At 71.3% G+C, this 21,522-nt stretch carries 19 protein-coding genes; 14 read left to right on the top strand and 5 right to left on the bottom strand.

Features of this window, described 5'->3' with window-relative positions:
- Positions 1–76: 76 nt before the first annotated feature.
- From NON19_RS28820 to NON19_RS28805, 4 genes are all read left to right on the top strand, one after another.
- Positions 77–1,600 carry a leucyl aminopeptidase gene (locus NON19_RS28820; RefSeq protein WP_255932069.1) on the top strand — a complete coding sequence of 508 codons (1,524 nt, stop codon included), beginning with the start codon at positions 77–79 and terminating at the stop codon, positions 1,598–1,600.
- Positions 1,601–2,046: 446 nt separating this feature from the next.
- Positions 2,047–3,435 carry a dihydrolipoyl dehydrogenase gene (gene lpdA / locus NON19_RS28815; protein ID WP_255932068.1) on the top strand — a complete coding sequence of 463 codons (1,389 nt, stop codon included), beginning with the start codon at positions 2,047–2,049 and terminating at the stop codon, positions 3,433–3,435.
- Between the two features lie 50 nt (positions 3,436–3,485).
- The gene (gene sucB / locus NON19_RS28810) at positions 3,486–5,228 is read left to right on the top strand and encodes a 2-oxoglutarate dehydrogenase, E2 component, dihydrolipoamide succinyltransferase (RefSeq protein WP_255932067.1); all 1,743 of its coding nucleotides are present in this window, start codon (positions 3,486–3,488) and stop codon (positions 5,226–5,228) included.
- A gap of 136 nt (positions 5,229–5,364) precedes the next feature.
- Positions 5,365–6,330, top strand: coding sequence for a helix-turn-helix transcriptional regulator (locus NON19_RS28805; RefSeq protein ID WP_255932066.1), 966 nt, complete (start codon positions 5,365–5,367; stop codon positions 6,328–6,330).
- A gap of 160 nt (positions 6,331–6,490) precedes the next feature.
- On the opposite strand, the gene NON19_RS28800 is transcribed toward NON19_RS28805, so the two are convergent.
- Positions 6,491–7,405 (bottom strand): SDR family oxidoreductase, encoded by a 915-nt coding sequence (locus NON19_RS28800; RefSeq protein WP_255932065.1) that lies wholly within the window; start codon positions 7,403–7,405, stop codon positions 6,491–6,493.
- 169 nt (positions 7,406–7,574) lie between these two features.
- Between NON19_RS28800 and NON19_RS28795 the strand changes: the two genes are divergently transcribed.
- The 3 genes from NON19_RS28795 to NON19_RS28785 all read left to right on the top strand — a co-directional run bounded on the left by NON19_RS28795 (position 7,575) and on the right by NON19_RS28785 (position 10,608).
- Positions 7,575–8,093, top strand: a complete 519-nt coding sequence (locus NON19_RS28795) for a DUF4240 domain-containing protein (protein WP_255932064.1) — start codon at positions 7,575–7,577, stop codon at positions 8,091–8,093.
- A gap of 23 nt (positions 8,094–8,116) precedes the next feature.
- Complete coding sequence (locus NON19_RS28790) at positions 8,117–9,010, top strand: TIGR01777 family oxidoreductase (protein ID WP_255932063.1); 894 nt, start codon at positions 8,117–8,119, stop codon at positions 9,008–9,010.
- Between the two features lie 338 nt (positions 9,011–9,348).
- Complete coding sequence (locus tag NON19_RS28785) at positions 9,349–10,608, top strand: NAD(P)/FAD-dependent oxidoreductase (protein ID WP_255932062.1); 1,260 nt, start codon at positions 9,349–9,351, stop codon at positions 10,606–10,608.
- A gap of 42 nt (positions 10,609–10,650) precedes the next feature.
- On the opposite strand, the gene NON19_RS28780 is transcribed toward NON19_RS28785, so the two are convergent.
- Complete coding sequence (locus tag NON19_RS28780) at positions 10,651–12,138, bottom strand: NsdA family TPR-like regulatory protein (protein ID WP_255932078.1); 1,488 nt, start codon at positions 12,136–12,138, stop codon at positions 10,651–10,653.
- Between the two features lie 516 nt (positions 12,139–12,654).
- On the opposite strand from NON19_RS28780, the gene lipB reads away from it, so the two are divergent.
- The 4 genes from lipB (at position 12,655) to NON19_RS28760 (ending at position 15,800) form a co-directional block, all read left to right on the top strand.
- Positions 12,655–13,437, top strand: a complete 783-nt coding sequence (gene lipB / locus NON19_RS28775; protein ID WP_255932061.1) for a lipoyl(octanoyl) transferase LipB — start codon at positions 12,655–12,657, stop codon at positions 13,435–13,437.
- Positions 13,438–13,554: 117 nt separating this feature from the next.
- Positions 13,555–14,508, top strand: coding sequence for a lipoyl synthase (gene lipA / locus NON19_RS28770; RefSeq protein WP_255932060.1), 954 nt, complete (start codon positions 13,555–13,557; stop codon positions 14,506–14,508).
- 233 nt (positions 14,509–14,741) lie between these two features.
- Entirely contained in the window at positions 14,742–14,963 is a 222-nt protein-coding gene (locus NON19_RS28765) for an SCO2195 family GlnR-regulated protein (RefSeq protein ID WP_255932059.1), read from the top strand.
- A 150-nt stretch (positions 14,964–15,113) separates the two neighbouring features.
- Entirely contained in the window at positions 15,114–15,800 is a 687-nt protein-coding gene (locus tag NON19_RS28760; RefSeq protein ID WP_255932057.1) for a DUF4191 domain-containing protein, read from the top strand.
- 62 nt (positions 15,801–15,862) lie between these two features.
- On the opposite strand, the gene NON19_RS28755 is transcribed toward NON19_RS28760, so the two are convergent.
- Positions 15,863–16,330 (bottom strand): RDD family protein, encoded by a 468-nt coding sequence (locus NON19_RS28755; protein ID WP_255932056.1) that lies wholly within the window; start codon positions 16,328–16,330, stop codon positions 15,863–15,865.
- A 200-nt stretch (positions 16,331–16,530) separates the two neighbouring features.
- On the opposite strand from NON19_RS28755, the gene glnA reads away from it, so the two are divergent.
- On the top strand, positions 16,531–17,940 hold the full coding sequence (glnA, locus tag NON19_RS28750) for a type I glutamate--ammonia ligase (RefSeq protein WP_255932055.1): 1,410 nt from the start codon (positions 16,531–16,533) through the stop codon (positions 17,938–17,940).
- Positions 17,941–18,149: 209 nt separating this feature from the next.
- Here the strand turns inward: glnA and NON19_RS28745 are convergent, their stop codons facing one another.
- A complete protein-coding gene (locus NON19_RS28745) occupies positions 18,150–18,602 on the bottom strand; it encodes an SPW repeat protein (protein ID WP_255932054.1) in 453 nt (150 codons plus the stop codon).
- 344 nt (positions 18,603–18,946) lie between these two features.
- Between NON19_RS28745 and NON19_RS28740 the strand changes: the two genes are divergently transcribed.
- Positions 18,947–19,261: an antibiotic biosynthesis monooxygenase family protein gene (locus tag NON19_RS28740; RefSeq protein ID WP_255932053.1), complete on the top strand. Its 315-nt coding sequence runs from the start codon at positions 18,947–18,949 to the stop codon at positions 19,259–19,261.
- A gap of 4 nt (positions 19,262–19,265) precedes the next feature.
- Here the strand turns inward: NON19_RS28740 and murJ are convergent, their stop codons facing one another.
- The gene (gene murJ, locus NON19_RS28735) at positions 19,266–20,849 is read right to left on the bottom strand and encodes a murein biosynthesis integral membrane protein MurJ (protein WP_255932052.1); all 1,584 of its coding nucleotides are present in this window, start codon (positions 20,847–20,849) and stop codon (positions 19,266–19,268) included.
- A gap of 60 nt (positions 20,850–20,909) precedes the next feature.
- Here murJ and NON19_RS28730 point away from each other — a divergent pair, with 60 nt between their 5' ends.
- Positions 20,910–21,506 (top strand): rhomboid-like protein, encoded by a 597-nt coding sequence (locus NON19_RS28730; protein ID WP_255932051.1) that lies wholly within the window; start codon positions 20,910–20,912, stop codon positions 21,504–21,506.
- The last annotated feature ends 16 nt before the right edge of the window (positions 21,507–21,522 follow it).

The raw sequence follows: 21,522 nt of genomic DNA, 5'->3' as shown, positions 1-21,522 counted from the left end.
CGAGCCCCGTACGGCACCTCACCGGCAACGACGCCGTTGAGGCAACGGACCTCGACGGAAGAGGAACTTCAACACCGTGACTGCACTGACTCTCAGCACCTCCTCCGCCGCGGCGCTGCGTGCGGACGCCGTCGTGGTGGGCGTGGCCAAGGGACCCAAGGGCCCCGTGGTCGCTCCCGGCGCGGAGGCGGTGGACGAGGCCTTCAGCGGCAAGCTGGCCGCCACCCTGGAGACCCTGGGCGCCACCGGCGCCGAGGGCGAGGTGACGAAGCTGCCGGCGCCGAGTGGTGTCAAGGCCCCGGTCGTGCTGGCGGTCGGCCTGGGGGACGTGCCCGCCAAGGGAGACGGCTACGCCGCCGAGGCGCTGCGCAAGGCCGCGGGCGCCGCCGCCCGTGCGCTGGCGGGCTCGAAGAAGGCCGCGTTCGCGCTCCCGGCCGCCGAGGTCGCGGACGCCGAGGCGGTGGCCCAGGGCGCGCTGCTCGGCGCGTACGCGTACAACGCCTACCGGGGCAACGGCGACAAGAACGGCAACGGCGTCAAGGAGCCGCTCGCCGAGGTCGCCCTGGTCGGTGGCAAGCCGCGGGACAAGGCGTTCAAGGCCGCCGCCGCCCGCGCCGTCGCGCTGGCCGAAGAGGTCAACCGGGCGCGTGACCTGATCAACATGCCGTCGAACGACCTGTTCCCGAAGTCGTTCGCCACCATCGTCCAGCAGGCCGCCAAGGAGCACGGCCTCAAGGTCGAGGTGCTGGATGAGAAGGCGCTGGCCAAGGGCGGCTACGGCGGCATCATGGGCGTCGGCCAGGGGTCCGCCAATCCGCCGCGCCTGGTGAAGGTCGCGTACACCAACCCCAAGGCGAAGAAGCACCTCGCCTTCGTCGGCAAGGGCATCACGTACGACTCGGGCGGCATCTCGCTCAAGCCCGCCGGTCACAACGAGACCATGAAGTGCGACATGTCCGGCGCGGCGGCCGTGTTCGCCGCGGTGGTCGCCGCCGCGAAGCTGGGTGTCGAGACCAACGTCACCGGCTGGCTGGCGCTCGCCGAGAACATGCCGTCCGGCAGCGCCACCCGGCCGGGTGATGTGCTGCGGATGTACTCCGGCAAGACCGTCGAGGTGCTCAACACCGACGCCGAGGGCCGCCTGGTGCTCGCCGACGCGATCACCCGCGCCTCCCAGGAGAACCCCGACGCGATCATCGACGTGGCGACGCTGACCGGCGCGATGGTGCTGGCGCTCGGCCACCGGCACTTCGGGATCATGGCCAACGACGACGACTTCCGCACCGCCGTCCACGGCATCGCCGAGGAGGTGGGCGAGCCGTCCTGGCCCATGCCGCTCCCCGCCGAGCTGCGCAGGGGTATGGACTCGCCGGTCGCGGACATCGCCAACATGGGTGACCGGATGGGCGGCGGCCTGGTGGCCGGGCTGTTCCTGAAGGAGTTCGTGGGCGACGGCATCACCTGGGCGCACCTGGACATCGCGGGTCCCGCGTTCCACGAGGGCGCGCCGTTCGGCTACACCCCCAAGGGCGGTACCGGCACCGGCGTGCGGACCTTGGTGCGGATCGCCGAGCAGGCGGCCGAGGGAACGATCCTCTAACGGATCGGCAACGCTCAGCCAAGGCCCCGGGCAGTCGCCCGGGGCCGTTCCCGTTCGCCCCAAGCAGAGCAGTGGCGCGCAGCGCCTCGGTTGAGGGTGGTGGTGGGCGACGGGAGGGCAGAGCCGTGGCGCGCAGCGCCTCCGCTGAGGGTGGTGGTGGGCGACGGGAGGGCAGAGCCGTGGCGCGCAGCGCCTCCGCTGAGGGCGGTGGCGGGCGGCGGGCGGGCGGAATCCATTCCCCCTACTCACCAGTAACACGTGGCCGCTGCACGTACAGCGGTCGTACACACCGGCCCCGCGTCCCAGCAGCCGTCAACAAGTGCGAAGATGTTGTACCGGCACGACAGGGCCCATTTTGAACAAGCGTTTAAACAAGCGGCCGAACATATAGCCGCCGCCCGGTCACGTAGACCGGCTCCGGCGTACCCATGCATGGAGGACGTGACGTGGCGAACGACGCCAGCACCGTTTTCGACCTAGTGATCCTCGGCGGTGGAAGCGGCGGCTACGCCGCGGCGCTGCGAGCGGCTCAGCTGGGCCTGGACGTCGCCCTGATCGAGAAGGACAAGCTCGGCGGCACTTGTCTGCACCGCGGCTGCATCCCCACGAAGGCTCTGCTGCACGCCGGTGAGATCGCCGACCAGGCTCGGGAGAGCGCCCAGTTCGGTGTCAAGGCCACTTTCGAGGGCATCGACATCGCGGGTGTGCACAAGTACAAGGACGACGTGATCTCCGGCCTCTACAAGGGCCTGCAGGGCCTGGTGGCCAGCCGCAAGGTCACGTATGTGACCGGCGAGGGCCGCCTGTCCTCCCCGACCTCCGTCGACGTCAACGGCCAGCGCTACACCGGTCGGCACGTCCTGCTGGCGACCGGCTCGGTGCCCAAGTCGTTGCCGGGGCTGAACATCGACGGCGAGCGCGTCATCTCCTCGGACCACGCGCTGGTCCTGGACCGCGTGCCGAAGTCCGCGATCATCCTGGGCGGCGGCGTCATCGGCGTGGAGTTCGCCTCCGCGTGGAAGTCGTTCGGCTCCGACGTCACCATCGTCGAGGCCCTCCCCCACCTGGTCCCGGTCGAGGACGAGAACAGCTCCAAGCTGCTGGAGCGCGCCTTCCGCAAGCGCGGCATCAACTTCTCCCTGGGCTCCCGCTTCTCGGGCGTGGAGTACACCGCCGACGGTGTGAAGGTCTCGCTGGAGAACGGCAAGACCTTCGAGGCCGAGCTGCTGCTGGTCGCCGTCGGCCGCGGCCCGGTCTCGCAGGGCCTGGGCTACGAGGAGGCCGGGGTCGCGATGGACCGCGGCTACGTCCTGGTGGACGAGTACATGCGTACCAACGTGCCGACCATCTCGGCCGTCGGTGACCTCGTCCCGACCCTCCAGCTCGCGCACGTCGGCTTCGCCGAGGGCATGCTGGTGGCTGAGCGGCTGGCCGGTCTCAAGGTCGTGCCGATCGACTACGACGGCGTGCCCCGCGTCACGTACTGCCACCCCGAGGTCGCCTCGATGGGCCTTTCCGAGGCCAAGGCCAAGGAGCTGTACGGGGCGGACAAGGTCGTCACCCTGAAGTACAACCTGGCAGGCAACGGCAAGAGCAAGATCCTCAAGACCGCCGGCGAGATCAAGCTCGTCCAGGTCCGCGACGGTGCCGTGGTCGGCGTCCACATGGTCGGTGACCGCATGGGTGAGCAGGTCGGCGAGGCACAGCTGATCTACAACTGGGAGGCGCTGCCCGCCGAGGTCGCGCAGCTCATCCACGCGCACCCGACACAGAACGAGGCGCTCGGTGAGGCCCACCTGGCGCTCGCGGGCAAGCCGCTGCACTCGCACGACTAACCCCTCGACACGCCCGCAATCCGCACAGATCGTTAGGAGCAACCGAAACCATGGCGGTTTCCGTAACCCTGCCGGCGCTCGGTGAGAGCGTGACCGAGGGCACCGTCACCCGCTGGCTGAAGGCCGAGGGTGAGCGTGTCGAGGCCGACGAGCCGCTGCTCGAAGTCTCGACGGACAAGGTCGACACCGAGATCCCGGCCCCCGCGGCTGGCATCCTCACCTCCATCAAGGTGGCCGAGGACGAGACGGTCGAGGTCGGCGCCGAGCTGGCCGTGATCGACGACGGCACCGGCGCGCCCGCCGCTGCCCCGGCTCCGGCCGCCCAGCCCGAGCCCACCCCGGCCCCGGCCGCCCCGGCACCCGCCGCCGAGGCCCCGGCCGCGCCCGCTCCGGCCGCGGCCGCCCCGGCAGCCGCCCCCGCGGGCGGCGCCCAGGGCACCGACGTCGTCCTGCCCGCGCTCGGCGAGTCGGTGACCGAGGGCACCGTCACCCGCTGGCTGAAGCAGGTCGGCGAGGAGGTCGAGGCCGACGAGCCGCTGCTCGAGGTCTCCACCGACAAGGTCGACACCGAGATCCCGGCGCCGGTCTCCGGCACCCTGCTGGAGATCGTGGTCGGCGAGGACGAGACCGCCGAGGTCGGCGCCAAGCTCGCCGTGATCGGTGCCGCGGGCGCCGCTCCGGCCGCCGCACCCGCCCCGGCCGCCCCGGCCCCGGCTGCCGCTCCGGTCCAGGAGGCCCCGGCCCCCGCGCCGACCCCGGCTCCGGCTCCGGCTCCGGCCGCGCCCTCTGCCCCGGCTCCGGCGCCTGCCGCACCGGCCGCTCCCGCCGCACCGGCCGCGCCCGCCGCTCCGGCTCCGGCCGCCGCGGTGACCGCCGAGGCCGAGGGTGCGTACGTGACCCCGCTGGTCCGGAAGCTCGCCGCCGAGCACGGTGTGGACCTGTCCACGCTGAAGGGCACCGGCGTCGGTGGCCGGATCCGCAAGCAGGACGTGCTGTCCGCCGCGGAGACCGCCAAGGCCGCCGCTCAGGCCGCCCCGGCCCCCAAGGCCGCGGCTCCCGCCGCCGTCTCACCGCTGCGTGGCCAGACGGTCAAGATGTCGCGGATCCGCAAGGTCATCGCCGAGAACATGATGAAGGCGCTGCACAGCCAGGCGCAGCTGTCCACCATGGTCGAGGTCGATGTCACCAGGATCATGAAGCTGCGGGGTCGGGCCAAGGAGTCCTTCCTGGCGCGCGAGGGCGTCAAGCTCTCCCCGATGCCGTTCTTCGTCAAGGCGGCGGCCGAGGCCCTGAAGGCCCACCCGTCGATCAACGCCAAGATCAACGAGGACGGCACCGTCACCTACCACGACGTCGAGAACATCGGCATCGCGGTGGACTCGGAGAAGGGCCTGATGGTCCCGGTCATCAAGGGCGCCGGTGACCTCAACATCGCCGGTATCGCCAAGAAGACCGCCGAGTTGGCCAAGAAGGTCCGCGAGGGCGGCCTCAGCCCGGACGACATGTCCGGCGGCACGTTCACGATCAGCAACACCGGTTCGCGCGGTGCGCTGTTCGACACGGTGATCGTGAACTACCCGCAGGTCGCCATGCTGGGCATCGGTGCCACCGTGCGCCGCCCGGTCGTGATCGACCACCCGGAGCTGGGCGAGACCATCGCCATCCGCGACATGGTCTACCTGACCCTGTCGTACGACCACCAGCTGGTCGACGGCGCGGACGCCGCCCGCTACCTGTCGGACGTCAAGGCCCGCCTGGAGGCCGGTGAGTTCGAGGGCGACCTCGGGCTCTGAGTCGCGTGTGCCCCGTGCCGCGGGGCACACGAGGATCTCGACGAAGTACCGGTAGGTCGACCGGTGTGCCCCCGATCCCCGTCGTGTGGGGTCGGGGGCACACCCTTGCCGGTAGGCGGTTCAGGGGGAGGAACACATGCGCGCGGCACGTCTGATCCATCTGGTGCTGCTGTTGCAGTCGCGCGAGTCGATGACGGCGGCCGAGCTGGCGGCGGCGCTGGAGGTCTCGGAGCGGACGATCGGACGGGACGTGCTCGCGCTGTCCGAGGCGGGCGTCCCGGTCTACGCCGACCGTGGCAGAACGGGCGGCTACCGCCTGGTGGGCGGCTACCGCACCCGGCTGACCGGACTCGACCGGGACGAGGCGGAGGCGCTGTTCCTGTCCGGGGTGCCGAGCGCGCTGCGCGCCATGGGGCTGGCGGACACCGCCTCGGCCGCCCGGCTGAAGGTGTCGGCGGCGCTGCAGCCCGAGCTGCGGGACGCTTCGCGCTCGGCGGCCCAGCGCTTCCACCTCGACGCGCCCGCCTGGTACCAGGAGCCTCGGACCCCGGACGAGTTGCCGCCCATAGCGCAGGCGGTCTGGGACGACCGGCGGATCCGCGTCACGTACCGGCGTCAAGACGCCGACGTGGTACGGGAGTTGGAGCCGTACGGGCTGGTACTCAAGGCTGGCGTGTGGTACTTGGTGGCGCGCTCGTCGGAGCAGTTCCGGATGTACCGGGTGGACCGCGTGCTCTCGGTCTCCCCCGGTGCCGGGCGCTTCGAGCGGGACGTGGAGTTCGACCTGCCGGAGTTCTGGGACCGCCGGGCGGCCGAGTTCGCCCGCTCGATCCTGCGGGACGAGGTGGTGCTGCGGCTGTCGCCGGACGGGGTGCGCAGGCTTCCGTACGTGACCGACCGGGCGGCGGCCCGCTCGGCACTGGCGGCGGCCGGGCCGCCGGAGCGCGGGTGGGTGCGGGTGCAGTTGCCGGTGGAGAGCCTTGAGGTGGCGTACGAGCAGTTGCTCGCCCTCGGGCCCGAGGCGGAGGTCGTGGCCCCGCAGGCGCTGCGGCAACGGTTCGCCCGGGCGGCCGCGCGGGCGGCCAGCCTCTACCGGCCCTGAGACGCGGCCGGTTCTCCGGTCGGTCGCGGTCGGCGCGGGCCAAGGCGGCGGAGGCCCAAGCGGCACGAGCCCAAGCGGCGCGGGCCAAGGCGGCGGAGGCCCAAGCGGCACGGGCTCAAGCGGCGCGGGCCGACGAGGCCGGGACCGCGTCGGCGAGCCGCTACCGGTAGTCCCGCGCCGAGCCCGCCTTGCCCCCGAAGACCACGTCCCGGAAATAGCCGAAGGCGTCGGGGCGGGAGCCGTCCGCGTCGGTGAAGCCGTACGCCCTGGCGAGCTGGCCGGTCGACAGCGACCGGCCCGCCCAACGGGCCACGGCCGGATCCGTCGCCAGGGCCGCGACGGCCCGCCCGGCGTACGTCGGGGACTCGGCGATAGCGAAGTGCGGATCCACGGCGACCGCGTCGCGCCAGTTCCCCTCGCTCACGCCGAAGTGGTCCAGCATCTCCTCCGACCGCAGGAACCCGGGCGTGAGGGAGACCGCCGTACCGCCGTACCGCGCCAGCTCCTGTGAGAGGCCGAAGGCCATCCGGTGCGGCGCGTTCTTCGCCAGGTCGAAGAAGAGGTTCTCCCGGTACCTGCGGTTGAACTCCGCCGTACCGTCGGTCACTTCGACCACCAGCCCACCGGGCCTGCGGATCAGCAACGGCAGCGCGAGGTGGCTGGTGACCAGATGCGCCTCCACCCCGAGCCGCAGCATCCGCAGCCCGTCGGCCAGTCGGAGCTCCCAGACCTTCTTGCCGAACTCCAGCAGATGGTCGCCGCCCCACACTCCGTTCACCAGTACGTCCAGCCGCCCGTGCGCCCGGTCCACCCGCTCCACCAGCGCCCGTACCGCATCCGGCTGGAGGTGGTCGGTGGGCACCGCGATCCCGGTGCCGCCCGCGGCGGTCACCAACTCGGCCGTCTCCTCGATGCTCTCCGGGCGGTTCACCTCGCTGCGCCGCTCCCGTGTGGTGCGGCCGGTCACGTACACCGTCGCCCCGCACCGGCCGAGTTCCACCGCCGTCGCCCGGCTCGCGCCGCGGGTCGCCCCCGCCACCAGCGCCACCTTGCCACTCAGCGGACCGTCGTCCATCCGTCGGCCTCCTGCCTTCTCGTCGTCGTGAACGCGTCACCGACCCTCGCAGCGATACCCGACGTCTACTGTCGGGTTTTCCTACGAGTTCGGTCGCGCGTAACGACACGGGCGCATCCGGGGTACTCCGCGTGCGTGCCGGGGCGGCAGCCAGGATGCTGGAGCGGTGATGGACGAAACGGAGTTCTGGGAGATCATCGACGGTGCCCGGGAGAGCGCCGGTGGCGACCCCGACGAGCAGGCGGAAGTGGTTGTCGAGCGGCTGGCCCAGCTCGACCCCGAGGCCGTGCAGGACTTCGCCCGGCATTTCGACGCCCGCTTCCACCGCGCGTACCGCTGGGACATGTGGGGTGCGGCGGACATCATGCTCGGCGGCGCCGACGAGGACGCCTTCTCCGCCTGGCGCTGCTGGCTGATCGGACAGGGGCGGCGGGTCTTCGAGGGCGCGCTGCACAGTGACCCGGACGACCTCGCGACGCTGCTGGAGGACTTCGACGAGGACGTGGACGGCTACGCCGAGGACCTGGGGTACGCCGCCGACGAGGCGTACGAGCAGTTGACCGGGGTACGGCTGCCGGACCTGGATCTGGAGCAGCCCATCAAACCCGAGGGCGAGCAACTCGACTTCGACGACCCGGACCAGATGGCGGAGCGCTTCCCCAAGTTGTGGCAGCGCTTCAACGGCTAGTCGGACCAAGGCAGGATGTTCCCATGCGCATCGCAGTCACCGGCGCTTCCGGACTGATCGGCTCAGCGCTCGTCCGCTCGCTGCTGGCCGACGGGCACCAGGTGCACCGGCTGGTGCGCCGTGAGCCCACCGCACCGCGCGAGGTGCGCTGGGATCCCATGCGGCGGTACGTGGACATCAAGGGGCTGGCCGGATGCGAGGCGGTGGTCCATCTCGCGGGCGCCGGAGTGGCCGACCGGCGCTGGACGGAGGCGTACAAGAAGGAGATCCGGGACAGTCGGGTGCTCGGCACCGAGGCGGTCGCCGATGCCGTGGCCAAGCTGGACCCGCCACCGAAGGTACTGGTCAGCGGCTCGGCGATCGGGATCTACGGGGACACAGGGGACCGTGTGGTGGACGAGTCGGCGCCGCCGGGCCGGGGGTTCCTGGCCGAGGTCTGCCAGGAGTGGGAGCGGGCCGCCGCGGTGACGGCCGCGGCGGGGGTACGGACCGTTCTCGCCCGTACCGGACTTGTGGTGGCACGCGGCGGCGGGGCGTGGGGCAAGCTGTTCCCGCTGTTCAGGGCCGGGCTCGGTGGGCGGCTGGGGAGCGGTCGGCAGTACTGGAGCTTCATCGCACTGCACGACGAGATCGCGGCGCTGCGGTTCCTGATCGACAACCCCGGGCTGTCCGGGCCGGTGAACCTCACGGCCCCGGAGCCGGTCACCAACCGCGAGGTCACGGCGGCCATGGGCCGCGTACTGCACCGCCCGACGCTGGCCGCGGTGCCGGCGCCCGCGCTGCGGATCGCGCTCGGCGAGTTCGCCTCAGACGTCCTGGGCAGTCAACGCGTCGTTCCCCGGCGCCTGTTGGACGCGGGCTTCGCCTTCGAGCACCCCGAAATCGAGCAGTCGATCCGGGCGGCACTCGCCGACTAGGGGGTGTGGTGGGTTCGGCAGCACCGGACTCCACCGTCGTCGTCGCTCGCCGTCGCGGCGGTTTCTTCTTGAGGCCAGTTCTTCTTGAGGCCAGTTCTTCCTGAGTCAAGCCGCCAAACCCCCGGGAGGCGGCGGTGTCGAGCCCGTCGCAACCAACTGACCGCAAATCTGAGCGGAGTTGACGGTTTTGCGACACTTTCTGTCGGCGAAAGTCGCGAACTCCCGGGGTAACCCCCGGTATTGGACCGCCCGGATCCGGGCATGACCCCTCCAGCGCGGCGCGCGGCACGCGCCGCCGCGTCAGCGGGGAGCCTAATCCGACCCCATGGAGGGGCACCGTGCCGTTCCACGCACCCCACACGGACGTTGTCATCGTGGGCGCAGGCCTGGCGGGCCTGTCCGCCGCACACCATCTGATCAGCGCCGGAGTCACCGTCACCGTGCTGGAAGCCACCACCCGCGTCGGCGGGCGGATGGCGACCGAGAACGTCGGCGGCTTCCGCCTCGACCGCAGCAGCCATCTGCTGAACACCTCCTATCCCGAACTGCGCCGTACACCCGGACTGAGCGCGCTGCGGCTGCTACCGCTCACCCCAACCGTCGGCCCACCGGGCACCCGGCCACCGGCGGGGCGCGGCCACCGCACCGTGCATCCGCGTGGCGCCCTGGACAAGGCGCGGCTGAACGCGGCGCTGAGCAGGCTCGCACTGACCCCCGTCGAGCGGCTGCTGGCCCGGCCGGAGACCACCACGGCCACCGCGATGGCCGCCCGCGGCCTGCCGCCCCGGGTGGTGCACGGCTTCCTGCGGCCGCTACTGACCGCGCTGCTGCACGACCCGCGGCTGATCACCTCCAGCCACTGCGCGGACCTGGTGCTGCGCGGTTACGCACGTGGCCGGCTCGGACTGCCCGCCGGGGGCGCGGCGACGGTTCCGGAACTGCTCGCGGCCGCGTTGCCGCCCGGCACCGTACGGCTCGGGGTGCGCGCCACCGCCGTCGCGGCGAACGCCGTGAGCACCGCGGACGACGGTGAACTGCCGTGCCGGGCCGCCGTGGTGGCCACCGGGGCACGGGACGCGGCGGCGCTGCTGCCGGGTCTGCGGCTGCCCGGGTTCCATCCGGTGACGGTGGTGCACCACGGCACCGACCGGGCTCCCGCCCGCGAGCCGCTGCTGGTGCTGGACACCGAGCGGCGCGGACCCGTGGCGCACACCATGGTCGCCAGCGCCGTCGACCCCTCCCGGGCGCCCCTCGGGCGCACCCTGATCACCTCTACGGTGCTCGGCCCGCCGCCGTCCGACGTGGACGCCGCCGTCCGCCCACATCTGGCCGAGCTGTACGGCACGGACACCCGGCGCTGGGAACTGCTCGCCGTGCACCACGACCCGGACGCGGTTCCCGCCATGCCGCCGCCGCATGACGTACGGCGGCCGGTGCGGGTGTTGTGCGGGCTGTACGTGTGCGGTGACCACCGTGACACCAGCACGGTGCAGGGCGCGCTGTTCTCCGGCCGCCGCGCCGCACACCACGTGCTGCGGGACTTCGGGATCCGCCCCGGGTACGGCGACACCGCGCGCGATCTGCCCGCGGTGGCCTGACGACGCGGGCGGGCCGTACGTCGTATACGGCCCGCCCTTGGGTCAGCCCATCGGGACGCCGAGCGACGCGGCGCGCTCGTGGAAGGCCCGTACCGGGGGTGCGTCCCGGTACGGCTCGACCCGGCGGCCGAAGTCCCGTAGGTACTCCAGCGCCCGTACCGACCGCATCTCGGAGGCCTGTTGCAGCGCTTCCGAGGCGAGGGCGCAGGCCTGCTCCAGCTCGCCGAGGCCGAGCCGGGCGGTGGCCAGCACGGTACGGCAGAACACCCGGCTGCGCGCGTAGGCCGTCGCGCGCAGTTGCAGCGAGCGCTCGGCGTGCTGGGCGGCGGCCCGGTACTGCTGCAGGTCGCGGTGGCAGTGGGCGAACTCGTCGGCGAGTTGCGCCTCGTCGAAGAACCGCGCCCAGTACGGCGTCTCGTCCCCCGGCCGGGCCGCCTCCAGCGCCCGTTCGGCGCGGGCCAGCGAGGCGGCGCAGGCCCGCGCGTCGCCCAGCAGCCCGTGGCCGCGCGCCTCGGCCGCGTGCAGCAGCGCCTGGACGACCGCGGGCGCGCCGGTACCCACGCCCTGCTGGGCGACCCGGGCGAGTTGGACGGCCTCCCGGCCGTGGCCGAGGTAGACCGCCTGGCGGCTCATGGTGACCAGCACGTATCCGCCGTAGACTCGGTCGGCGGCGGCCTGCGCGAGCCGCAGCGACTGCACGAAGTACCGCTGGGCGAGCCCGTGCGCGCCGATGTCGTAGGACGTCCACCCGGCCAGCCGGGTCAGGTCGGCGGCGGCGGCGAACAGCCGACGGCCGAGCGCCGCCCCGTACGTGCCGCGCAGCATCGGCTCGGCCTCGTGCTCCAGGTAGCGCACCAGGGCCTGCCGGGCGTGGCCGCCGCCGTACGCGTGGTCCAGCGAGCGGAACAGCTCGCCCACCGAGCGCAGCGCGTGGATGTCCCCCGCGCTCACCCTGCGCCCCGGCTCACGGGCCGGTCCGCCACGTCCGCCCGGGCCCTGTCGGCCACGGGTCTGGGCGGGGACCCGGGCGGCCAGCTGCGGGCCGTCGGACGCGGTGTCCTGCCCGCTGCCGGGGCCGCGGGCGACCCGGTCGTCGGGGCGGCCGATCAGCCAGTCCCGGCTGGGTACGACGAGTCCGGCCGGGGTGAAGGCGATCCTGCGGAGTTCGGCCTGGCTGCCGGTGTCCTTGCGCCACAGGCCGCTGACGATGTCCACCGCCTCTTCCGGGGTGGCGGCGAACTCAAGCCCGGCGTACACCGGCGCACAGGCGTCCAGGCCGAGGTCCTGGGCGGACAGCCGACGGCCCAGGCGGCGGGTGAAGACCTCGGCGATCAGTGCCGGGGTGGTACCGCGCGGCTGTTGGCCGCGTAGCCAGCGGGTGACCGAGGTCTTGTCGTAACGCAGGTCGAGGCCGTGCTCGACGCCGAGCTGGTCGACCCGGCGGGCCAGGCCCGCGTTGGAGAATCCCGCCTCGGCGATGAGTTGGGCGAGCTGGCGGTTCGGTGGACGCTGCGAGGTTCGATCCGTCATGTGCAGTGCGGTCCCCTCCTCGGAGGGATGGCGGTACGCGGTCGGCGGTGGGTCTGGGTGCTGCGTGGTGTGGCGTTGTGTGGCGTGCTGGACGGTGCTGCGCGGGTGGTGTCGTGCGGTGCTCAGGCGGTGCTTGAGCCCGGCGCTCGGTCGGTCGTCGAGCGCCGGGATCGGCGCGAATGTAACTGTCCGCACCGCCCACTTCGCCGCACCTGCCCCGCATTCGCCGAAATGGGTGAACCACTCCGGTGCACCGCCCCGGAATCCATCCGTCCGCCCGGGTTGGCGTGGTAAAAGCGCAGCCGCCTCTCGGCCACGCGAGGCTCGGCCGTAGAGTGGCTTACGGCGCTTTGAGCCAAAACGGCTTACGGCGCTTTGAGGCAAAACCTGGGGAGCCGCTGTGAGCGACGCACGCGCGGAGACAGCGTGAGCGACGCACGCCCGGCCGACCAGCCGCACACGACCGCGAACGCCGCACCAACGCCGCGCGGGCGGAGAAGCGAACAAGGAGACAGCGTGAGTGACCTGCGCTTCGTCCACCTGGGATTCGGGCCGGACGCAGTCGAGTACCAGGAGGCCTGGCAGGAGCAGCGCCGGGTGCACGCCGCCCGTTTCGCGGACGAACTCCCGGACACCTGCCTGCTGCTGGAGCACCCGCCGGTCTACACGGCGGGTCGCCGCACGGAGCCGAGCGAGCGCCCGCTGGACGGCACTCCGGTGGTGGACGTGGACCGCGGTGGCAAGATCACCTGGCACGGTCCGGGCCAGCTGGTGGGCTACCCGATCCTGAAGCTCCCGCGCCCGGTCGACGTGGTCGCCCACGTACGGCGGCTTGAGGAGGCGCTGATCCGGGCCTGCGCGGAGTTCGGTCTGGAGACCACCCGTGTCGAGGGGCGCAGCGGGGTGTGGGTGCTCGGAGACCCGCTGGACGAGCGCCCGGCGGTTTCGGGGCTGACGTTGGACTTCGACCCCCGGCTGCACGACGAGGAGTTCGACCCCCGGCTCAGCGGTCCCGAGTACGCCCCGTCCAACGCGGGCCAGCGCCGGGAGGACCGCAAGCTGGCCGCCATCGGCATCCGGGTCGCCAAGGGCGTGACGATGCACGGCTTCGCCCTCAACTGCAATCCGGACAACACCTGGTTCGACCGGATCGTGCCCTGCGGCATCCGGGACGCCGGGGTCACCTCGCTCTCCAACGAGCTGGGCCGTGACGTGGCGGTGACCGAGGTACTGCCGGTGGTGGAGAAGCACCTGCGCGAGGTGCTGACCTCGGCGGTACCGCTGCCGCGCGCCGTATGAGCCCTTCCACCCAAGGGAATGCCCCCGCCAGGTCGCGGGTTCCCTAGGGCGGAAGGCGTGTAAACAACGGGCGTACCCTGGTGTACGCCGAAGAATCGAAGTCACAGGGAGCCCGCCGTGTCCGCAGTCGCACCCGACGGACGCAAGCTGCTGCGCCTGGAGGTCCGCAACAGCCAGACCCCCATCGAGCGCAAGCCCGAGTGGATCAAGACCCGGGCGAAGATGGGCCCCGAGTACACCGAGCTGCACAGCCTGGTGAAGCGCGAGGGCCTGCACACCGTGTGCCAGGAGGCGGGCTGCCCGAACATCTACGAGTGCTGGGAGGACCGCGAGGCGACCTTCCTCATCGGCGGCGACCAGTGCACCCGGCGCTGTGACTTCTGCCAGATCGACACCGGCAAGCCGCAGGCGCTGGACCGCGACGAGCCGCGTCGGGTGGGCGAGTCGGTGGTCACCATGGACCTCAACTACGCCACCATCACCGGTGTCGCCCGGGACGACCTGGAGGACGGCGGCGCCTGGCTGTACGCCGAGACGGTGCGCCAGATCCACGCGATGACCGCGGACCGCGAGAGCGGCCGCACCAAGGTCGAGCTGCTGATCCCGGACTTCAACGCGGTCCCCGAGCAGCTCGCCGAGGTCTTCTCGGCGCGCCCCGAGGTGCTGGCGCACAACGTGGAGACGGTGCCGCGGATCTTCAAGCGGATCCGGCCCGGCTTCCGCTACGAGCGCTCCCTGGAGGTCATCACCAAGGCGCGTGAGGCGGGCCTGGTGACCAAGTCCAACCTGATCCTCGGCATGGGCGAGACCCGCGAGGAGATCAGCGGGGCACTTCAGGACCTGTACGACGCCGGGTGCGAACTGATCACCATCACCCAGTACCTGCGGCCGAGCCTGCGGCACCACCCCGTCGAGCGCTGGGTGAAGCCCGCCGAGTTCGTCGAGCTCAGGGAAGAGGCCGAGGAGATCGGTTACGCGGGCGTCATGTCCGGCCCGCTGGTGCGCTCCTCGTACCGCGCGGGGCGGCTCTACCAGCAGGCGATCGAGCGCCGCAGCCGGGCCGCGGCGTAGGGCGAGTTGCGGACGCAGGGCGCGCGGGTGTGGTGCGCGCCACGGGCGTAGGACGCGTAAAGGGCGCGGCGCTCGGGCGCAAAGACCGTGCTAGGGATTCACGACCGTTTGACCGGTCCGTCACCGGCTGGTAACACAATGTGGTGATCCTGGGTACGAGCCCCGAACCCAGGCACGAGTCCTTGAGGTACGAGCACAGTCCTGCCGTTTCTCCGGCCCGAGGGAGACCGACCATGCAGGCGCACCCCGCGCATGCACATGCGAGCTCTACCGCCACCACCGCATCCGTCACCGGCGCGCTGCGCGCCGTGGAGGCGTTCCTGTTGCGCGGCGGCCAGCAGACCGCCCGGCGCAACGCCTGGACGGCTGTCCTGGAGGACCGAAGGCGCGCCAAGGACCGCCGCGAGGCTCAGCACGTCCTGGACGCCCTCGGGCGGGACGGCGCCGACGGTTGAGTCGGTTGGCGCCGACGGTTGAGTCGGTTGGCGCCGACGGTTGAGTCGGTTGGCGCCGACGGTTGAGTCGGTTGGCGCCGACGGTTGAGTCGATTGGGGCGTCACCATCCGGTGGCGCCTCAACCGTTCGAGCCACGTATCCTGTGCGGCATGGCGAGGGAGAAATCTGAGAACCCCGGTCGGCTGAAGCAGATCGGTCTGACCTACAAGATGACCCGGCGGGTCGACCCCAAGGTCGGCCTCATCGTGGCCGGTGTGGGCATCGTGACCTTCGGTGTGCTCCTCGCCATCGGCTTCTTGATCGGTCACCCCGTTTACGCGGGCATCCTGGGCTTCCTGCTGGCCTTCCTCGCGATGGCGATCGTCTTCGGCCGCCGGGCCGAGCGGGCCGCCTTCGGTCAGATGGAGGACCAGCCGGGCGCCGCGGCGGCGGTGCTGGAGAACGTCGGGCGCGGCTGGACGGTCACGCCCGCGGTGGCGATGAACCGCAACCAGGACCTGGTGCACCGCGCGGTCGGCCGGGCCGGGATCGTGCTGGTCGGCGAGGGCAACCCGAACCGGGTGAAGGCCCTGCTGGCCGCGGAGAAGAAGAAGATGGCGCGGATCGCCGTGGAAGCCCCGGTCACCGACATCATCGTCGGCAACGGCGAGGGCGAGGTGTCGCTGAAGAAGATCCGCACCACGCTGCTGAAGCTGCCGCGGGTGCTGCCCGGTCAGAAGGTCACCGAGATCAACGACCGGCTCAAGGCGCTCGGCGACCTGATGAGCAACATGCCGGTCCCGAAGGGGCCGATGCCGAAGAGCGCGCGGATGCCGAGGAACGGCAAGATGCGCTGACACAGCGGACGCGAAAGGGGTTCGGGGCATCCGCCCCGAACCCCTTTCGCGTGTCATCGGCGCTAGATCCGCACCTGTACGGCGCGCGCCGCCTTGTCGTGCAGCCCCCGGCTGTCCCGGTCCCAAACGGCCGCCGGTACGACCAGGAGCAGCAGCACGGTGCGCAGCACCACCGCCCCGACGCCCAGCCGTCCGCCGTCCTCCCGGACCACTCGCAGGCCCAGCAGTCGCTTGCCGGGGGTGCAGCCCACCGTTCCGACGGTGAGCAGACTGACCACCCCGAACAGGGCGAAGGTCCAGTTGCTGGCCGCCTGCGTGTTGCCGTGGGCCAGCAGGCCGTATGCGATCAGCAGGCACAGCGCCCAGTCGACACACAGCGCCGCGATCCGCCGACCGACCGGCGCGATGGAGCCGGGCCCCTCCTGGGGCAGCCCCAGGCGCTTGCCCCGGTAGCCGAAGTCGGCGCCCATCTGCTCGGCCGCCGCACGCGGGCCGGAGATCCACGATCCCAAAGCTTCCCGTTTGTCCACCCGTCCAAGGTACTGCCCCCGGCCAGGCGCCAAGTGTCGGCCCCATCGACCTGAGCATGCGGCGGTTAACGTCTGCGAAACAAATGGGTCATCCTTGAGAAATGCCGGATCCATATGGTCGGGACCAGCGTGCGCCACCGCACTGGTCGCACGGACCAGCAAGCCCCGAGCCACGCCAGGCCGGGCCGAGGAGGAGTTGGATGTTCCAGAACGCCGACGAGGCCAAGAAGTTCCTGCAGGACGAGGACGTCAAGTTCGTCGATGTCCGGTTCTGCGACCTGCCCGGCATCATGCAGCACTTCACGGTGCCGGTGGAGGCGTTCGACCCCGCCGAGGACCTGATGTTCGACGGCTCCTCGATCCGGGGTTTCCAGGCGATCCACGAGTCGGACATGGCGCTCCGCGCCGACCTGGCCACCGCACGCCTCGACCCGTTCCGCAAGGACAAGACGCTCAACATCAACTTCTTCATCCACGACCCGATCACCGGCGAGCAGTACAGCCGTGACCCGCGGAACGTGGCGAAGAAGGCCGAGGCCTACCTGGCCTCCACCGGTATCGCGGACACCGCGTACTTCGGCCCCGAGGCGGAGTTCTACGTCTTCGACAACGTGCGCTTCGAGACCAAGTCGAACGAGTCCTTCTACCACATCGACTCCGAGGCGGGCGCCTGGAACACCGGCGCGCTGGAGGACAACCGCGGTTACAAGGTCCGCTACAAGGGCGGCTACTTCCCGGCCCCGCCGGTCGACCACTTCGCCGACCTGCGCGCCGAGATCAGCCTGGAGCTGAACAAGGCGGGTCTGAAGGTCGAGCGCCAGCACCACGAGGTGGGCACCGCGGGCCAGGCGGAGATCAACTACAAGTTCAACACGCTGCTGGCCGCCGCCGACGACCTCATGCTGTTCAAGTACATCGTGAAGAACGTGGCCTGGCGCAACGGCAAGACCGCGACCTTCATGCCGAAGCCGATCTTCGGTGACAACGGTTCGGGCATGCACTGCCACCAGTCGCTGTGGAACGCGGGCGAGCCGCTGTTCTACGACGAGCAGGGCTACGCGGGCCTGTCGGACACCGCCCGCTACTACATCGGCGGCATCCTCAAGCACGCCCCGTCGCTGCTGGCCTTCACCAACCCGACGGTGAACTCCTACCACCGCCTGGTCCCCGGCTTCGAGGCCCCGGTCAACCTGGTCTACTCGCAGCGCAACCGCTCCGCCGCGATCCGCATCCCGATCACCGGCGCCAACCCCAAGGCCAAGCGCATCGAGTTCCGCGCCCCCGACCCGTCCAGCAACCCGTACCTGGCCTTCTCGGCCCTGCTGCTGGCCGGTCTGGACGGCATCAAGAACAAGATCGAGCCCGCCGAGCCGGTCGACAAGGACCTCTACGAGCTGGCTCCGGAGGAGCACGCCAACGTCCCCCAGGTCCCGACCTCCCTCCCCGCGGTCCTCGACGCCCTGGAGGCCGACCACGAATACCTGCTCCAAGGCGGCGTGTTCACCTCTGACCTGATCGAGACCTGGATCGACTACAAGCGCACCAACGAGATCGCCCCGATGCAACTGCGCCCGCACCCGCACGAGTTCGAGCTGTACTTCGACATCTAAGCCGCGCGGACTGACGCAGCATCAGCGTCATCCATGACGTCGAGGGCCGCCGCCCGTACCCGGGCGGCGGCCCTCGCGTATGTCTGGGGACGTGTGCCCGGGGCTACCGGCACTGAGGTCGGCCACCGCGCGGGCTCGCACCAAGTGTGCTGCGCCCGTTGCGGCTTGCCCCGGGAGGGGCCGCCCCCGACCCAGGGGGCGGCCGTGGGCTATCGTGCGGCCGTTGGTGCCCTGCCGCCCCGCATCACCATCCCCGCGGCTGCCAGGCCCAGCAGGCAGATGACCGCGCCGACGGCGACGTTGCTCGCGATCATGCCGGCGTCGGGCGCGCGGGTGACCACCCAGGGCGAGATGATCAGCCAGACCCCCATCGCGGCAGCGGCCCAGCTCAGGCCCGCCATCCTGGCCGGTGCCATGGTGAGGCCGAGGCCGATCACGGCGACGGTCAGGCCGATGATGAGGTTGTTGATCATGAGATCCGGACGGGTCGTGTTGAAGTGGACCGTCCACGCCGAGATGGCACACCACAGACCGGCCAGGAGCACCAGTCCGTCGACGGCGATCTCCCTCCGCCCGGCTTCCAAGCGCGCGTAGCGCTCCCGCATCTCGTGCACGTCGGGGTGCTGCGAAAGATCACCTGCGTGGCGTGAGACGTCGGCCATACGACTCATCTCCTTCACTGCGCACACAACTGCACCGCGCCTGACGACGCGGGGGCCGCACGTCCATTGTGCTCCCTTTCGCCGCTTTAGCGGAATGGAGCGTTCCTGGGTTCTTCCCCAGCGGGCCACCCGTTCTGCCTGGTCGGCGGGGCAGTGGCGGGACGGTACCGGGTCACCCGCCCGAAGGGCGTGCGCCGGTGCTTACTGGCCTATTCGGTGTGCCAGCCGCAAAAAGGACCGCGCGCCCGGGCGACGGCGGCGGCGGATGGCCGTAACGTCCTGATGAGGGGGTGTTCGCGGACCCGCCGGCCGACCCCGATGACTCAGCGAGAAGGGGAATCTCGATGATCGTCGAGTACATCCGCTACCGCATCGTGGACCACGAGCGCCGCATCGCGTTCGAGAAGGCGTACGCGGCGGCGGCCGAACAGCTCGATCTCGCCCCGCAGTGCCTGGGCTACGAGCTGATGCAGGGCGTGGAGGAGCCCGAGCGCTATGTGCTGCGCATCGAGTGGGCCTCGGTGGAGGACCACCAACGGGGGTTCCGCGGCGGTCCGTACTTCCGCGGGTTACTGGCGGAGATCCGCCCGTACATCGGCGACATCGAGGAGATGCAGCACTACCAGCGAACCGCCGTGGTCTCCCGCAGCCTACGGTAGCGGCTCAACACACCGCGTTCTTCAAGCTGTTCAACTCCCCGACCCGCAGCACCCGGGCGGCCAGCAGGAACAGCGCCGCCATCACCCCACCGCCCGCGGCCAGTTCGAGCACCGGGGAGGTGGCGGACGCGGCGTGCCCGGCCGCCCATCCGGCGGCGGACGCGACCAGCGCGGCGGCGCCCAGCTTGCCGTATGTGCGCAGCAGCCGCTGGCCGTCCAGCCGTCCCGCCAGGCGGCGGCGCAGCAGCGCGGCGGTGACCAGGAGCCCGACGCCGTAGGAGACGGCGTACCCGGCCGCCATCCCGGTCACCGCCCAGCGCACCGGCAGCAGCCAGTGGCAGGCGGTGGCCAGCGCGATGTTCACCGCGCAGATCAGCGCCGCGGTCCAGAAGGGGGTACGAGTGTCCTCGAAGGCGTAGAAGCCGCGCAGCAGCAGGTACTGGGCGGAGAACGGGATCAGCCCCAGGCCGAGCGCCTGCAGCATCTGGCCGCACGGCAGCGTCGCGGCGGCGCTGGCACTGCCGTGCGCGAACAGCAGCGCGGCGAGCTGCGGACCGAACGCCAGGAAGAAGAAGGCGGTGGGGACGATGGCCACGCCGGTGACCCGCAGGGCGTGGGACAGTCCGTCCCGTACGTCGTCCAGGCGCCGCTCGGCCACCGCACGGCTCATGTGCGGCAGGAGCGCGGTGACGATGGAGACGGTGACGACCGACTGCGGCATGGACCAGATGTTCTGCGCGTAGGTGTACGCGGTGCTGCCCACCCCGCCGTTGGGCGCCTGGCTGTCGGCGGCGATGGCGTAGCGGTTGACGATGACCATCGCCACCTGGTTGGCCAGCAGGTACAGCAACGTCCAACGGGCGGCGGCCACGCTCTTGCGCAGTCCCGCGCCCCGCCAGTCGAACCGCGGCCGGAACCGGAACCCCGACTCCCGTACGTACGGCACGAGGGATACCGCCTGCAGGACGATGCCGATCGTGGTCCCGATCCCGAGCAGCCGCACCTCGGCGGGGGTGATGTCCCGGACGTCGTCGGGGACGGTGAGCATGGCCAGGTAGAGGCCGAACATCGTGATCAGCACGACGTTGTTGAGGATGGGCGTCCACATCATCGCCCCGAACCTGCCGCGCGCGTTGAGGACTTGGCCGAGCATGAAGAACATCCCGTAGAAGAAGATCTGCGGGAGGAGGAAACGGGCGAAGACGACGGTGAGTTGGAAGGCCGCGTGGTCGTGCGGGGTGTCGCGGATGTAGACGCTGACGATCTGCGGCGCGGCCCACACGGCGAGCGCGGATCCGCAGGCGAGCACGCACAGCACCAGGGTGACCAGGCGCTGCTCGAACGACTTGCCGCCGTCGGGCTGTTCAACACGGGCGCGCACCAGTTGCGGTACCAGCACGGAGTTGAGGGCGCCGCCGATCAGCAGGAAGTACACACTGTTCGGCACGTTGTTGGCGGTGTTGTACGTGGTGGCCAGCAGCCCGGTGTGAAGGGCCGCGCCCTGCAACGACAGCCTGATCAGGCCGGTGGCGCGGGACACCACCGTGCCCAGCATCATGAGCGCGGAGGAACTGGGGCGCAGTCGCATGATCGTAGGGAGTGCGACCGCGGGCGAAACGGTTCCGTGAAGATCGCCGATGATGGACCCATGAGGTTTCCCTGGGCCGCGGCGGTGTACACGGGCGCGCTGGGGCTCGGTGCCCACGCAGTGGGGCGACTGTCCCCCGCGCGGCGCGAGCGGCTGCTGCGTGCCTGCTCCACCAATGTCGACAACCTGCGCGCCGGACGCTGGTACACCCTCGCCACCAGCGCCTTCCTGACCGAGGAGGTCCCCAGCCCGGCGTACACCGGGCTGCTGGTCGCGGCACTGGGCGGGGCGGAGACCGTCTGGGGCGCGCGCCGCACGGCGGGGGTCTTCGCGGTCGGCCACGTCGGCGCGAGCCTGCTGGTGTACGGCGGTCTGCGGGCGGTCGGCGCCTCGCCGGGCACCGCACGGGCGATCGACGTGGGGCCGAGCTACGGCCTGGGTGCGGTGCTGGCGCACGAGGCCGCGGCCCTCGCGCACCCCGCGCTGCGTACCGCCGCCAGCACGGTCCTGTTGGCCATCGGCGTAAGGCCGTTGCTGCGGCGGCGGCCCGGTTTCACCGACGTCGGCCACCTGGCGGCGCTGGCCCTCGGCTTCGCCAGCGCGAACCCGGTGCGAAACCGGCGCGAATCCCGCGTACCGGCACTGGCCGGAAGGTGATCCTCCGGTAAGTGAT

The sequence above is a fragment of the Streptantibioticus rubrisoli genome, assembly GCF_024436055.1.
GTDB classification, from domain to species: domain Bacteria; phylum Actinomycetota; class Actinomycetes; order Streptomycetales; family Streptomycetaceae; genus Streptantibioticus_A; species Streptantibioticus_A rubrisoli.
The sequence above is the reverse complement of the archived record's forward strand: the minus strand, read 5'-3'. Positions and strand labels throughout refer to the sequence as shown.